The sequence below is a fragment of the Marinobacter sp. bablab_jr008 genome (genome assembly GCF_016464145.1).
GTDB classification, from domain to species: domain Bacteria; phylum Pseudomonadota; class Gammaproteobacteria; order Pseudomonadales; family Oleiphilaceae; genus Marinobacter; species Marinobacter nauticus.
In genome coordinates this window covers 35,830-49,773 of sequence record NZ_JACDWW010000075.1, presented here as the reverse complement: position 1 = coordinate 49,773, position 13,944 = coordinate 35,830, and the positions used below count along the sequence as shown (strand labels likewise).

The 13,944-nt window shown below is 53.1% G+C and carries 15 protein-coding genes, 1 tRNA gene and 1 pseudogene; 7 read left to right on the top strand and 10 right to left on the bottom strand.

Going from position 1 to position 13,944, the window contains the following annotated elements; translation table 11 throughout:
* Window positions 1-120 precede the first annotated feature (120 nt).
* Window positions 121-1,917, top strand: a complete 1,797-nt coding sequence (locus JIF53_RS15345; protein ID WP_199453175.1) for a MobA/MobL family protein — start codon at window positions 121-123, stop codon at window positions 1,915-1,917.
* Here JIF53_RS15345 and JIF53_RS15340 read toward each other — a convergent pair.
* Window positions 1,914-2,534 carry a hypothetical protein gene (locus JIF53_RS15340; RefSeq protein ID WP_199453173.1) on the bottom strand — a complete coding sequence of 207 codons (621 nt, stop codon included), beginning with the start codon at window positions 2,532-2,534 and terminating at the stop codon, window positions 1,914-1,916. The two genes, JIF53_RS15345 and JIF53_RS15340, sit on opposite strands and share 4 nt — an antisense overlap.
* A gap of 113 nt (window positions 2,535-2,647) precedes the next feature.
* Here JIF53_RS15340 and tnpA point away from each other — a divergent pair, with 113 nt between their 5' ends.
* The 3 genes from tnpA (at window position 2,648) to tnpC (ending at window position 4,977) form a co-directional block, all read left to right on the top strand.
* A complete protein-coding gene (gene tnpA, locus JIF53_RS15335) occupies window positions 2,648-3,025 on the top strand; it encodes an IS66-like element accessory protein TnpA (RefSeq protein ID WP_008175582.1) in 378 nt (125 codons plus the stop codon).
* Complete coding sequence (tnpB, locus tag JIF53_RS15330; RefSeq protein WP_008175580.1) at window positions 3,022-3,357, top strand: IS66 family insertion sequence element accessory protein TnpB; 336 nt, start codon at window positions 3,022-3,024, stop codon at window positions 3,355-3,357. Before tnpA ends, tnpB begins: the two co-directional genes overlap by 4 nt.
* 75 nt (window positions 3,358-3,432) lie before the next feature.
* Window positions 3,433-4,977 (top strand): IS66 family transposase, encoded by a 1,545-nt coding sequence (tnpC, locus tag JIF53_RS15325; RefSeq protein WP_008175578.1) that lies wholly within the window; start codon window positions 3,433-3,435, stop codon window positions 4,975-4,977.
* 250 nt (window positions 4,978-5,227) lie between these two features.
* Here the strand turns inward: tnpC and JIF53_RS15320 are convergent, their stop codons facing one another.
* The 3 genes and pseudogenes from JIF53_RS15320 to JIF53_RS15310 form a co-directional block, all read right to left on the bottom strand.
* Window positions 5,228-5,731 carry a chlorite dismutase family protein gene (locus JIF53_RS15320; protein ID WP_009486463.1) on the bottom strand — a complete coding sequence of 168 codons (504 nt, stop codon included), beginning with the start codon at window positions 5,729-5,731 and terminating at the stop codon, window positions 5,228-5,230.
* 83 nt (window positions 5,732-5,814) lie between these two features.
* The gene (locus tag JIF53_RS15315; RefSeq protein ID WP_001201003.1) at window positions 5,815-6,177 is read right to left on the bottom strand and encodes a cupin domain-containing protein; all 363 of its coding nucleotides are present in this window, start codon (window positions 6,175-6,177) and stop codon (window positions 5,815-5,817) included.
* Window positions 6,178-6,378: 201 nt separating this feature from the next.
* Window positions 6,379-6,815, bottom strand: a pseudogene (locus JIF53_RS15310) (IS66 family transposase); the annotation flags it as partial.
* Between the two features lie 80 nt (window positions 6,816-6,895).
* Here JIF53_RS15310 and JIF53_RS19800 point away from each other — a divergent pair.
* Entirely contained in the window at window positions 6,896-7,129 is a 234-nt protein-coding gene (locus tag JIF53_RS19800; protein WP_416234187.1) for a hypothetical protein, read from the top strand.
* Between the two features lie 414 nt (window positions 7,130-7,543).
* On the opposite strand, the gene JIF53_RS15300 is transcribed toward JIF53_RS19800, so the two are convergent.
* The 3 genes from JIF53_RS15300 to JIF53_RS15290 all read right to left on the bottom strand — a co-directional run bounded on the left by JIF53_RS15300 (window position 7,544) and on the right by JIF53_RS15290 (window position 10,194).
* Window positions 7,544-8,584, bottom strand: a complete 1,041-nt coding sequence (locus JIF53_RS15300; protein ID WP_199453171.1) for a tyrosine-type recombinase/integrase — start codon at window positions 8,582-8,584, stop codon at window positions 7,544-7,546.
* Between the two features lie 123 nt (window positions 8,585-8,707).
* Window positions 8,708-10,030: a site-specific integrase gene (locus JIF53_RS19665; RefSeq protein ID WP_323127198.1), complete on the bottom strand. Its 1,323-nt coding sequence runs from the start codon at window positions 10,028-10,030 to the stop codon at window positions 8,708-8,710.
* A 73-nt stretch (window positions 10,031-10,103) separates the two neighbouring features.
* Window positions 10,104-10,194: transfer RNA gene (locus JIF53_RS15290), tRNA-Ser, on the bottom strand.
* A 202-nt stretch (window positions 10,195-10,396) separates the two neighbouring features.
* Here JIF53_RS15290 and JIF53_RS15285 point away from each other — a divergent pair.
* Both JIF53_RS15285 and JIF53_RS15280 read left to right on the top strand, forming a co-directional pair.
* Window positions 10,397-10,927: an isochorismatase family protein gene (locus JIF53_RS15285; RefSeq protein WP_153740153.1), complete on the top strand. Its 531-nt coding sequence runs from the start codon at window positions 10,397-10,399 to the stop codon at window positions 10,925-10,927.
* Window positions 10,928-10,948: 21 nt separating this feature from the next.
* On the top strand, window positions 10,949-11,617 hold the full coding sequence (locus JIF53_RS15280; protein WP_153740189.1) for a cupin domain-containing protein: 669 nt from the start codon (window positions 10,949-10,951) through the stop codon (window positions 11,615-11,617).
* Window positions 11,618-11,674: 57 nt separating this feature from the next.
* On the opposite strand, the gene JIF53_RS15275 is transcribed toward JIF53_RS15280, so the two are convergent.
* The 3 genes from JIF53_RS15275 to JIF53_RS15265 form a co-directional block, all read right to left on the bottom strand.
* Window positions 11,675-12,040: a hypothetical protein gene (locus JIF53_RS15275; protein ID WP_153740154.1), complete on the bottom strand. Its 366-nt coding sequence runs from the start codon at window positions 12,038-12,040 to the stop codon at window positions 11,675-11,677.
* Between the two features lie 120 nt (window positions 12,041-12,160).
* A complete protein-coding gene (locus JIF53_RS15270) occupies window positions 12,161-13,060 on the bottom strand; it encodes a LysR family transcriptional regulator (RefSeq protein WP_014421700.1) in 900 nt (299 codons plus the stop codon).
* Window positions 13,061-13,094: 34 nt separating this feature from the next.
* Window positions 13,095-13,922: a CheR family methyltransferase gene (locus tag JIF53_RS15265; RefSeq protein WP_023008233.1), complete on the bottom strand. Its 828-nt coding sequence runs from the start codon at window positions 13,920-13,922 to the stop codon at window positions 13,095-13,097.
* Window positions 13,923-13,944 lie beyond the last annotated feature (22 nt).

Below are 13,944 nucleotides of genomic sequence, written 5' to 3'. Positions count from 1 at the left end.
AGCCTACGCATCTCTTTTGGAATGCGTAGAAAGGCGAAGGGCGCACTTAGGACTCCTATCGGAGTCGTGCGGTTCCTCGGCTTCACCGAAGAACAAGGATAAAAACAAGAAAGGTGCCGCATGGCGATCTATCATTTATCAGCAAAAGCCATACAACGCTCCGCCGGCAAATCGGCAGTTGCGGCAGCAGCTTATCGGAGCCGATCCACATTACACGATGAGCGCCAAGGCAGGACCTTTTCCTATACCGCTGCCTCAGACTTGGTTCATTCGGAGATAGTCGGCTTCAACGGTGATCGGGCCACACTCTGGAACCTGGCCGAATCCATGGAAAAGCGCAAAGACGCTACAACGGCTAGAGAGTATGAAGTCGCGTTGCCAAATGAGCTGCCAGTGCCAGATCAGATCGAACTATCTCGTTCGTTTGCAGAATGGCTAAACAAAGAGCACGGTTGTGTAGTTGATTATGCAATTCATTCCGGATCATGTGAGGAGAACCCTCAAAGGAATAATCCGCATATTCACATGCTTACCACGACCCGCGCTGTAGATGAGTACGGCACGATGGCAGATATCAAAATTCCTCGGGAATGGTCCGACAAAAAGCGGCTAGACCATAAATTACAACCCCGTCGAACGGAGTTAATAAAGGTACGGGAACAGTGGTCGTTCATGGCGAATGCTGCGTTAGCGCGAGCTGGCGTGAATGCTCATATCGATCATCGATCTTATGCCGACCAAGGCCGGGATCGTTTGCCAACTTCGCACCTTGGTCCTGCGGTCTCAGGAATGGAGCGCGCTGGTATTCAGACCCGCTCCGGCGATCACAACCGTATGGTTATAGAAACCAACCTGAAACGTCTCCTCGAGCTAGAAGAACGACATGCTCGAGAGATATCGGCCCAGAAACTGGCTGAGCAGCTAACTGACATAGATGCCAAGATCGAGGCGCTACGAAATCAATGTTCGCGAACACCTGGAACGCGCGATACTAAATCGGGAATCGTCAAATTCGGTCACGCGAGTTCTGACCTTGCAACTCGAGCGGACAAAGAGGCAGCAAAATTCACCCGAGGCCTGGCTCTCTCGATCGGCACCCGTTATAAAGCTAAGTTGTTTCGAGATACTTGGAACGATGACCTCGAAAACTCGATCTTGAATACGATTAAGTGGGTCGATGTTGATGCCAAAGCCCTTACGCTCCGGTCTGGTGAGCAAGTCCAGGATAAGGGGGATACAGTTGTCCTCAGTTCTGGCTCGAGTGACGTTATCGCAGCAGCCATAGCCCTCGCGAGGTCCAAACGCTGGGAAAGAGTTACGGTCTATGGGTCAGATGATTTTCAGCTCAGAGTAGCTTTAGCCCTAAAAGAAGCGGGTATCGAACCTCTAGTGAGTAATGATAACGCGAGAAAACGTTTTGTTGATGAGGTGACCAAACGTAGTAAGACACTTCTGCCAACGCCAGAACAAAGAAAAGCTGCCGTAAACCCTGGGCCAATTAAAACGAACGCAGAGCCATCGCGTGACTCGCAACCTGAGCATAGAAAAAACCCTGCGTCATCCAGCCACTTAGACGCTTTGAGATCCCGAGTTCGTTTAGCCCTTAGAGAGCAATCTCCAAAACAAACAACGCCTTTCCGTGACGATACTGCCGCGCTCCGACAATGGGCCGCGAATCAATGGAACAGTCTGGTGAAAATAGAAGGTCGCGAAGGGCTACGCGAAGTATTTCTTGAAGAAGTAAACACCCAAGCGGCAATTGCCGGCTACAGTGCAAGGGAAATCCAGGAAGTTGTGCTGGACGACAAATGGGCGGGTACTCAGGAAAAGCTGGTTACAACTGTCCCCAAGCTAAAACCTCGAGCCGCGTCGCAACAGCGACGGACCGATCGGTCAACTACCCGGCATACACTCTAATTTTTAACACACTTGAGAGTCTCTTGAGATCTAACGGTCCCGTCCTCTTCAACCTCTGAAAAATCGTAGAAACGGGCAATACCACGAACATCAAGAACAATGCTGTATCGATAGGAATCAGAGTCTTCAGCTTCCCCAAAATACCAAATTCGCCTCAATCCTTCGGTTCGGTATCGTCCCTCAAATTCTTGGTCAAGCACTGTCACGAAACCATCTTCGCGATTGTATGTTAGCTGGACAACTACCTCGCCACCGAACGGAGCTTTACAAAGCCACTTTTTTTCATCCAGTTCCGTTCTAGCTGAGTTTTCATTTTCCACAGTTGATTGGTTGGGCGAAGAATCACCGCCTAATAAGGCGCTACTCTCGCGGTCGATGCAGGATCGATAAAGGGATGGCCCGAGGCTTTTGGAGCATGACTCATCCAGCCAGCGCTTTTGGTCTTGAGATAGTCGTAATAGGTCCGGCATGCCAGCCTCAAATGCTGCCTTCTCACGCTCCATGCAACGGAAGGTCAGCCTCGGACCAAGGGATCTGTCGCAGCTTTCTAGAATCCAATTTCGATTCTCGATACGAAGTCCCGATAAATCTGGCATTCCAGATTTTAATGCGTCCATCTCCCTTTTGACGCACTTTGACCAAAGTGACGTAAGCGTCCGGTGATCCCATCTTGAGCCTGGCGCTGCCGTCGTCAGGATAGTGTCCACTTATTTTCTAGTGGACACTTAACATGAACGAATTAAGCGTAACCAAACCCTGCCAACGCCGTCGCCGGTTTTCCCGGGAATTCAAAGCCGGGATTGTCGCCCAGTGCCGAGATCCGGGCGCATCCGTCTCCCGGATCGCTCTGTGTAATGGCCTCAACGCCAACATGGTCCGACGCTGGATCAAGGAGGCGCGACGAGTGCCTAAAGCACCAGCGACAACGCCGGAGTTCGTGCCGGTCAATCTGCCAGCAGCAACTTCAGCACGGAGCCACCACTCGGTCTCGGACAAGCGTAGCACCATCCGCATCGAGATTCCCCGCGCCAGTGGCGCGGTTGTCGTGGAGTGGCCTGCGGAGCAGGCCCACCAGTGTGCCGCCTTGTTGCGGGATCTGTTGGGATGATCCGCATTGATGAGATCTGGCTGGCCACCGAACCGCTGGACATGCGGGCGGGACCGGATAAAGCTCTGGCACGAGTCGTTCAGGTCTTCGGTTCGGCCAGACCCCATTGCGCCTACCTGTTTGCCAACAAGCGAGGCAACCGGATGAAGGTGCTGATCCATGATGGCCTCGGCATCTGGCTGTGTGCCCGTCGTCTAAACCGGGGCAAGTTCCACTGGGGCGAATCCTGGCGAGGCAAACAGTTATGTCTGACCGAAGAACAGTTATCCGCCCTCGTTCAGGGCCTGCCATGGCAACGTATTGGGGCCGATGGCGTCATCTCAATCCTGTAACCACAAGCTGAGCAATACCGCCATAGCCAGAACTGCGAATCGCTTGCAGTACAAGGGCTTGGCATACTAAGGGGCATGACTCAGCGCCCCGACATCAACCAACTCTCTGCCGGTCAGCTCCGTGCTCTCGCTACGGAACTGTTTGATCGTGTTGATAACAAAGAGCGGGCTCTGGTGCACCGTGATGCGGTCATCGAGAAGCTGACCCACGAAGTGGCCATTCTCAAGCGCCATAAGTACGCCCGGCGTAGCGAGCAGCTGGACGCGGTTCAGGGAAAACTGCTGGACGAACTGATCGACAGCGACCTGGCCTCCATCGAGGTCGAACTGGAACAGGCGATGACCGAGGAGCAGAAAGCCGCTCGGCCAAAGCAGCAACCCAAACGCACACCGCTGCCACCGGAACTGCCCCGCACCCTGATCCACCACGAGCCAGAAAATACTCAATGCCAGTGTGGCTGCCAGCTCAAGCGCATTGGCGAAGACGTCAGCGAGAAGCTGGATTATGTCCCGGGTGAGTTCACCGTTGAACGTCACATCCGGGGCAAATGGGCCTGCGACAGCTGCGAGACGTTGATCCAGGCACCGGTGCCACCGCAGGTGATCGACAAAGGCATCCCCACCGCTGGCCTGCTGGCCCAGGTGCTGGTGGCCAAGTATGCCGACCATCTGCCGCTGTACCGTCAGGAACGCATGTTCGGCCGTGCCGGCCTGGAAATCCCGCGCTCCACCCTGGCCGAATGGGTGGGTGCCTGTGGTGTGCAGTTGCAGCCGCTGGTGGATGCGTTGAGAAATACTCTGCTGGAACACAGTGTTCTGCATGCCGATGAAACCCCGGTCAGCATGCTGGCCCCGGGCAAGAAGAAAACCCACAAGGCCTACGTCTGGGCCTACTGCACCACACCGTTTGCCGACCTGAAGGCAGCTATTTACGACTTCGCACCCAGCCGTGCAGGCGAACACGCCCGAACCTTCCTGGGTGACTGGCGGGGCAAGCTGGTCTGTGATGATTACGCTGGCTACAAGGCCGGGTTCGGCAACGGCATTACCGAAATCGGCTGTATGGCCCACGCCCGGCGCAAGTTCTATGACCTGCACGAGGCCAACAAGAGCGAATTGGCGGCCAAGGCCTTGGAATACATCGGTGGACTCTACGAGATCGAGCGGGAAACCAAAGATCTGCCACCGGATATGCGGCGGGAAATCCGGCAAACCAAAGCCAAACCCCTTGCCGATGCGCTGCATCAGTGGATGCTGGCCCATCGCCAGAAAGTGCCGGATGGCTCCGGCACGGCCAAAGCCCTGGATTACAGCCTCAAACGTTGGGAAGCGCTGACGCGCTACCTGGACGATGGCGCTGTGCCCATCGACAACAACTGGGTGGAAAACCAGATCCGACCCTGGGCGCTGGGGCGCAGCAATTGGCTGTTTGCGGGTTCACTGCGCAGTGGTCAACGTGCGGCTGCGGTCATGACCCTAATACAGTCAGCGAAGCTGAATCGGCATGATCCCTATGCCTACCTGAAGGATGTGCTGACTCGCCTGCCGACACAGAAGAACAACGCCATCGACGAGCTATTGCCCCACAACTGGAAACCGGCCATACCTAACAAGGTGTAGGCCGGACGTGTATGGAGAGCCTTCTTCGAAAGCTGGACAAGGTGCCAACTCTAGACGGCAGGATATGCCCTGGGAGATCGATGAGAGAAAGAGGAGGCCATAAGTAGAAAATTTCCCAAGCGACTGGTGGCTCGCTAGGCATACGTGTCGTGTTACTCCTAAGTTATTAGACACACTAGATTTTCCGGGCTTTGCTGGGCTGCGGGTGTCGCAGGTGTATGCCGCACGGAGATCGCAGTTAAACCTGATACTAGGCCGGCTCATGCACTAGCCGGATGTCGATTTCTCTGTCGACATACTTCCACTCCACCGAGGCCCGGAGTTCGGCCAAAAGCCTGTTAAAGCCCGGCTCATCAGACGGGGAATATTCGAACCACGTCAAGAAGTCGAAGGGTTCGCTCTCGCCCAGGTCCCGACAATGGTGGAGACGACGGGCCACAGCAGGGAGATATTGGAGCCCAATGTGAATGTGACGGGACTGCTCCTCAAAAATCTTCCGGCGTTCGTCTTGAGCCAGTCCCCACCATGAGGGGTTTTTCCGGATAGGGATCAGGGCGGCACAGGTGGCCTCTGCTCGACCCAAACTTGGCTGCTTCGCCACGAGACGATCCTTCTCTTCACGCACGACATAACGCTCGTTACTCGTTATCCCGCGAAGAAGCCATTTGGTGCCCAAAGGCTGCGGCGAAACAGAGCCAGCGGCTACGTCGAGCCGGGGGATTCCAGGGAGAGGGGCTCCCGCCACGGCATCCATCCGAACAACGCGCCAAACACCCGTTTCTCCACCAGCGAACGTAAATAATCGTGTATTCATCAGTTTCCTCTCAGGCCTTTCGCCTATTTCTCAGCCAACGCAAAACCGGCATTGCCCGGCGCAACCACTGAAACAAATATAAAAGGTTCGGGGCCAGAGTTCATTGCACCATGTACCTGCCCAGGTTTTGCGATCGCAATATCTCCAGCTTTAAGATGAGTGACTATGCCGTTACCTTGATGATATTCGGCTTCACCTGAGATAACCGTCCAAGTATCTTGGCCGTGAGGATGTACATGGGAAGCTATTTCCTGCCCAGGGTGGGCGTGCCAAACAACGACGACAGAGTCATTGGTTTCCAGAACAACCGAACGAATCGGTTCGCCGTTAGACGGACGAACATATTCATCCACCGAAAAAATCCGCGATTCAGTTTCTGCTCTCATGTTCACACCCATTTAAAACTGATTGGACACGTACTCTAAACGCAACTGCGCCTGGACAGCACATGAAGATATGTACCTAAGCGCCCTTCGGGAAAACTATGCTCTGGCGCACAGAGACCGTCAATACTCCGTCGTGGGTAGGCATGACATAACGGGAGGAGACGGGCGACGCTTTGGTCATATGTACATGAGAAGGTGGCTCGCCCGCTCGGCAGGGTTGTTGTCGATGGGCAGGTGTCCCCCTTTCGATGTAGCGGATCAGCTTTAACCAGTTGCTCGCAAGGCAATTGATTGCTTGCCCAAGGCACTTTGACGACGTGACCTGGGGAGGGGTTTTGTCCAGCCTAGCTTTCAGTTGCTCCAGGAAAGCCTGGCTTTGCGACTGGCGCGTCTGGTATCGCTGGGCATCGCCCGCCTCTTCCATGTCGCGCTCGATGCCGTAGAGCTTGTTGATAAGAGTCAGTGCCATCTCCGCTCGGCCGATCTTGCCCTTGGATTGAGTTTTCTGATGAACTTGCGCCGCGCATGCCCAGCAACCTATACGCTCGACGCCTTTCTGCCTCCAGGAGGCGCTGCGGCACCTCCTGGGTACGGCTAGCGGTGTAATTGAACAGGATGACCGGAAGATTTGGTGGGCCACCGCGATCTCCTCAGTAGCTATAGCCAAACAGGTTGGGTATGAGAAGTTCAAGGGGGGGCGAGCAAAGCCCCCGTTCCAATTGATTCTCTATTCCACACAAATGGCGATATAAGCCGGCGGGTGATGACGACCCTGGAAGCTCTGGCATCGAGAGTGGATGTCTACTCCATCGACGAGGCGTTTCTGGATCTGACCGGAATCGACCGGGTGGTAAGCTTCGAGCCTTTTGGTCGGCAGGCGATTTGGCTCAAGGTGGAATCACCGGACGGTTACAAAGTGACGGACCCAATGATCGCGAACAAGATTCGCTAAGCCATCGTTGATCTTCGGGCGAGAGCCCTTCTGCTCCCCCTAAAGAAGCACCGTTCGTTTGCTTTTTATTATTGGTTTTTGAATCAGAACCAAGTGGGTCAGAGGTCGCTGCGCAACCAGCGAAAACAAACATTAGAGAGAGTATGAGGTTCTGGACAAAAAATCCCTGTACTCGCAAAACTTGAACTCTCCTCGGTTGCTGTTTCCTGGAACACTGTCGCCCAATTCAAAAACTACTACTAAAAGCCTAACCCACTGCTTAAGAGCACGCCACATTATCGCCACGGTGGTTTTCCATCATGAAAATCAGAAAGGGTGCCGAGTCACTGAGGTAGCTCTCCTCCCATCAGACCTCAAAGCACGATTATTTTGGAAGATGAATAAAAAACCCGCTTTCGCGGGCTCTTAGATTTTTCAGGCTGCTTCAAGCAATGTCGATGCTTCAAACGACTGAAACACCTGTTCTAATTGCGCTGAATAGTCCGGGGCATCGTTTTCGATATACTTGCCGTAATTCCTAAACAACATCGTTGTGGTTTCATGACCAAGTTGTGCTGCGATCCACGCCAGGGGCAAACCCTGAGTTAGCATCTGACTGGCAAAAGTATGCCGAGCGGTGTTCGGGCCGCGATATCTGACGCCTGCCCGCTTAAGCAACGGTTTGAAAAAGTACTTTGCATAGTACGATTCATTGGAAATCGGACTGCCGGTAGAAGAATTGAGAAAAAGCATTCTCAATTTGATTCGAAATTCCGTCTTGTTGTCTTCTCTTGTCATGGTATAGGACTTAGCTTTCTGACTTTGGTTAAGGTCCCGAAGACGCCCTAGTAGTTGAAAAGAGCTTCGGTTCATTCTCAGTACTCGTTTACTCTTCTTATTCTTCGGTGCCTTCAGTTTTCCCTGAACCTTCGCCCGAGTAACACTGATCTTGCGTTCCTCGAAGTCAATGTCTTCCCATGCAAGGCCAAGCAACTCACTAATCCGCAAACCCGTGAACAGTCCCAGCTGGAAAAGCGCAATTTCCGAACAGAAAATGGGACAAGCGGCATTTATCACCGCTACTTCCGAACTCTCAAAGGGGTCAGGCTCCGGCTTCAGGGTCTGAAGATTAGAGATACCTGCTGTAGGGTTTGCGTCTATTAAACCGTCCTCTACAACGTCATCCAATACACCGCGCAACACTATCAGATATTCGTTGATCGTCTTGTTGGAATAACCGTGCGTATCGAGGTAAGAAAGAAATTTCTTGATGTCTTTCTTACGCATCGATCTTAGATTCATCCGCTTAAAGTACTGATCAATCAAGCGTGCCTTAGCTCTATAATTCGTATAGGTCGAATCCGCTAATGTACGGCGTTTACTCTCTAGCCAATCAGCTATGTATTGACCAATTTCAGTTCCTGAAAACTGCTTATTTCGCTTACGTGCTTTTGCTCGATTTACTTCATATTTCACAGCCTTTCTCCTGGTTTCAGGACTTATTTTAGGCTGTGAAATATTTTCGTCAAACTTTTTTTTGTTATATAACAGCAACTTACAACTACACGGTTTATTTTTTTGAAGTTAGCTGCCTGAAAGTCAAAGAAAATATTTTTTACACTGTTGAGTACTCTGTGCGAACGAAATCTTACTCATTTGCTTAAGTTTTGTAGCGAGTGAGGAGGGTTTTCCGTATCGAGTGAAAGTAATACCTGTAGTTGAGTGCCCAAGGATCTCCGCAGCAATACGCTCATCTATTCCGGCCTGTTTGAGCTCGTTGGCGATCGTATGTCTGAAGCTGTAAGCCGTCGGTCGTCCCTTCGAATCCCATCCCAGCCTTTTACTGAGAAAACGATTGAAACGTTGGGTAAAGTTGCGCGACCAGTCGTTATTCTTCCCGGTTGGAGTACAACGGAAGAGCTGTGCCCGCTTCAATCGCTTTTGCTGTTTCAAATAGCCCAAAAACCCTAGGTCAATCAGTTCGGGGTGCAGTGGGACTTCCCTCTTCGCAGATGCTGTTTTTAATCTCTGCTGAGGACCCTGATCAGTAATATCAATAAACCAGAGTTCGTGTTGCGCTGAGTATTTAACGTCAGATACCCTCAACTGACACGCCTCCGAAGGTCGCAGGCCGCTGTATAAGAGTAAAAGCGGTAGCCACTGATCCTCTGCCGACCCTCTGGCAGAAAATGATTTGTGAGAAAATAGCTCAGAAAGCTGCTCTGAGGTCCAGACGCTTCGTTGTTCGTGTGCTGCCCTACTGTCGGTTTCAATAAGCCTGATGCTTTCGAATGGATTGTCAGAGGCATATTTCATTCTCTTGCACCAACCCAAGAACTGGCTGGCAACCGCAAGGTACTCTTTCACGGTCTTAGGGCTCCAGTCGCGCTCAAGCAGCTCCTCCTGGTAGTCGATAGCATCGGTGGGCTTCAGGTAACGAACGTTGCGATCACCGACAAAGGCTACCAAAGGCACCAATCTCGTTTTCAATTGGCGTTGATAGCTTGCGGTCACACGAGATCGCTTCTTGAAACTTACGAAGTCCTTAGCTAAGGCTCCTGCATCTTTATACCGCTTGACTGCAACTGGGGCTTTAGAGCTCCTCTTGGGGGGGCTAGCTGGGTTCTGAACGTCTGCGGGGGCAAAGGCCAGACTGACAGGCTTGTTCAGGCTCAATTCTTCTAGGCTTTGACGAGCCCGGGCAACTGCGTTTTGGAAGGTAGAGAGGGATTCGAAGGTTGAATCAGAGTCAAACAGCTCGACCAGAGCGGACGACACACGAAGATTCCGCTTGATTGCTGTCTTGCGATCTTTGGTTCGAAGGGAGATTTTGACTGAATGAGGGAACCCGGCCGCCCTCCACTTGTGAGGAAGGGCAACTCGAGTGTAGTACGTAGAAAAACTGCTTCGTTCAAGGTACATTGTTCCACCAGTTTGTACTAGTGCGAAAATCTACCCTTAAAACAGCCTAAGCTATTGTTTTTCCACGTTATATTGGCGGAGAGAGAGGGATTCGAACCCTCGATACGCTATTAACGTATACACACTTTCCAGGCGTGCGCCTTCAGCCACTCGGCCACCTCTCCAATAAACTGTTTCAAATCAGCGATGTCGTCGCTCATTTGAGGGCGCAAACTTTAATGGTTTTGACGGCGTTTGGCAACTCCATGTTTTGAATTCATCAAAAATTTTTTTAGAAGGACCTTACGACGGCCTCGGGCATAACAAACCCCGGGTCCATGGCGTATCCTTTCAGGAAACCCGCCCAACACGTTCAGGAGAATGACCATGCTGATGAAAGCCGACCAATCCACCCTGTTGCTCATTGATGTCCAGGAACGGCTGATGCCTGCCATTAGCGAAGGCGATGCGGTTGCTGAGCGTTGCATTACGCTGGCAACCATCGCCGGACTGCTTGGCGTTCCTGCGATTGCAACCGAGCAGCTACCTGAAAAGCTTGGGCCGAATCTTGAAGGCGTTAAGGAGCTCTGCTCCACAACCCTGGCGAAAACCCATTTCGACGCCTGCCCGGACGGGCTCATCGATGAATTGCCAGAAGGCCGGCAACATATTGTCATCGGAGGCTGCGAAACCCACGTATGTATGCTGCAAACCGCCCTGAGCCTCCTGGATGCCGGCTACAAGGTATGGGTGGTGGCCGACGCCACCGGGTCCCGTAGCGAACTCGATCGGGACGTTGCCCTGGATCGACTGCACCAGAGCGGCGCTCGCATTGTTACCACTGAAATGGTGGCTTTCGAGTGGATGGTTCACTGCAAGCACCCACACTTCCGGGACATTCAGGCTCTGATAAAGTGAATGACAGAAGGTAGACACGTTATGCTCAACATGGATTTTTCCCAGCGCGTTGTTATTCGTACCCACGAACAGCGCTGGGTCCCCAGCCCCGCCGCAGGCGTTGAGCGCAAGCCACTGGCCCGAGAGGAAGCCGAGCGGGGCCACGCTACCAGCGTTGTACGCTATAAGCCCGGCTCTTCCTTTTCTACCCACGAACACCCTCTGGGTGAAGAGATTCTGGTGCTTGAAGGCGTTTTTTCCGACGAGACCGGCCACTATCCGGCCGGCACCTACATCCGGAATCCTCCGGGCAGCAGTCATGCACCGTTCAGCGAAGAGGGCTGCACCCTGCTGGTCAAACTCCATCAGTTCGACCCGAGAGATACCGCGACGGTTCGAATCGATACCAATGCCGGCCACTGGCTGCCCGGCATTGGCGGTTTACAGGTTATGCCGTTGCACGAATTCGAGCATGAGCACGTTGCCCTGGTGAAGTGGCCACCCAACGAGACCTTTCAGCCACATCGTCACTTTGGTGGAGAAGAGATTTTTGTGCTGTCCGGCGAATTCTGTGATGAACACGGCCGTTATCCCGCCGGGAGCTGGATTCGCAGCCCGCATCTGAGCCAACACCATCCGTTCGTAGAGCATGAAACGGTCATCTGGGTAAAAACCGGTCACTTACCGGTCAATCATTCTCCTGAAACGTAAAAAGGGCCCCAATCGGGGCCCAAGAGAGCGTGCAACGCTGCTAGCTAGAGATGATATTCAGGACGCGTAACGCCCTTGCCACCCGGCGCCACCCAGCAATTCATCACTGGCCCGCTCATGGCCATTCCCCGTGAGATGCAACTCACCTGCTGGCACCGCGAAGACGTGGTAGGCCTCAGGACCAAACGGATCAAGAGCGGTATCGATGTATTGGAACCGATCCGGAACCGGCTCACCCGACATTGCCACCCGGAACTGCCGTTCCACAGTAGGCGTGGTTACATTCAAAGGCTGCTGTACCCAAAGGAAGACCGCTTTGTGCGGCACCAGATACTCGCAGCGCACCACTTCATAACCCTCTCTCAAGGTCAGGGTGGTAGGCTCTTTACCAGGCTCAAGTCTGAACTTGTGAATCGTTTTCATAGCTGCGCTCCTCTGGATACTGCGGAATACGATTCCATAATGGAGCACTGCAGAATTCGATAAAATAAGTTTTATTAAGCAAAAAACATCGTATTTTTCGATGCTTTAACAGAGTGAAGTCTAGCGCTCAAAGATCCCCTGACGAGCCTCGCAGATTGCCCTCACCCCCTCATGGGCCAGCTTTCGGCTTCGGGAGACCGCAAACAGCTGATCCGTCACCTCATCAAGCGAAGCGATCAGAGCCACCTGATACTGACGGCACACCTCATCCTGAATCATCGTAGGCGCCGCGAACACACCAAGTCCCTCCCGACCAAACACCTTGATAAGGGCGCTGTCATCAACTCGGGCAACCAGGTTCATTCGGACATTATTGAGATTGAACCAGTGCATCAGTTTCTCGAAATACGGCGCATCGGTAGCGTTCGCCAGTAACGGCTGGTGATTGAGCGAGTGAGGAAAGCCGGTTTTGAGCTGCTCCGCCAGTTCGGGTGCAGCAAAGAGACTGATGGTAGACCGGGATAGCGGATGAACCGCGAAACGTTCAGGAGATTCTGCCTGGGGCATTCTATCGGTCAGTACAACGTCGAGCTCCTTCCGCTTGAGGCTGAGAAGAAGATCTTCCGTCCGGCCGGTCCGGCATTCCAGTTGCACGGGCCGGTTCAGCTTCATCGCCGGGTGAAGGAGGTAATAGGCGATCAGTTTGTGGATAGACGCCGATATGCCCGCAGACAAGGACAGCGGCCTGTGTTCAGGCCCCGCCCTCAGGGTTTCAGACAACTGACCGGTTAGCTCGAAGATCTCATCGGCATAACTGCGAACCATATGGCCGAGTTCTGTGAGCACCAGTTGCCGGCGCTCGCGGCTGAATAACCGGCCACCCACCGCGCCTTCAAAGGTCGCAAGCTGGCCACTGAGGGTCTGGGGTGCCAGGTCGAGCACCTCGCTGGCTCGGGCAATAGAGCCTTCGCGGCTAATAACCCAGAAATAATAGAGATGTCGGAGGTTCAGATTCTCCACATCGGTCCCCTACTCCGCATTGAACAGTTCCCGGCTATTTTTTGCGATAGATGATGCCAGGGTGACACTGGACCATTTCGTAGAGATTGGGAAGCCCGTTCAAAGACTCAGAAGCACCAAGAATCAGATAGCCTCCGGGGTTCAGAGCACCATGCAGCCGGGTAAGAATGTCCTTTTTCAGTTCCGCTGAGAAATAGATCAGCACATTCCGGCACATGATGATGTCGAACTTGCCAAGCATGTATCGATCCAGCAGGTTCAATTCCTTGAATTCCACCATGGACTTGATTTGCGGTCGAATCTGCCAACCACCGTTGGCCGAGGGGGTAAAAAAGTGCTTTTGACGCTCCGGCGACAGCCCGCGGCCGATGGCGATCATTTCATACTCGCCTCTCCGGGCAACCTCCAGCACGCTTTTGGAAATGTCCGTTGCCGTGATTTTTACATCCCGCAGCTTACCCGGCCGGGTACGGCGGAATTCGTCAATTACCATGGCTACGGAGTATGGCTCCTGGCCAGTAGAACAGGCGGAAGACCAGATTCTTAACGGCTGGAGTGAACTGCGCTCGGCAAACTCTGGCAAGAGCTTTTCCTGCAGAATCCGGAACGGATGGTTGTCCCTGAACCAAAGTGTCTCGTTGGTCGTCATCGCGTCGATGACCACCTCGCGCAAGCCTGCCCTTCCAGGCCTCTTTAATCGTTCCAGAAGCTCTCCAAGGGAATTCAGGCTGTTTTCTTCGAGAATGCGCCGAAGCCTGCTCTTTACAAGATACTGTTTGTTATCACCCAGCAGGATGCCGCACGCATCCTGCAGGAACTTTTTAAAGGCTTCGTATTCCTGGGGCGTTATGTCCGCTTTCATTGGATCTCTTCGTGGGTGAAAC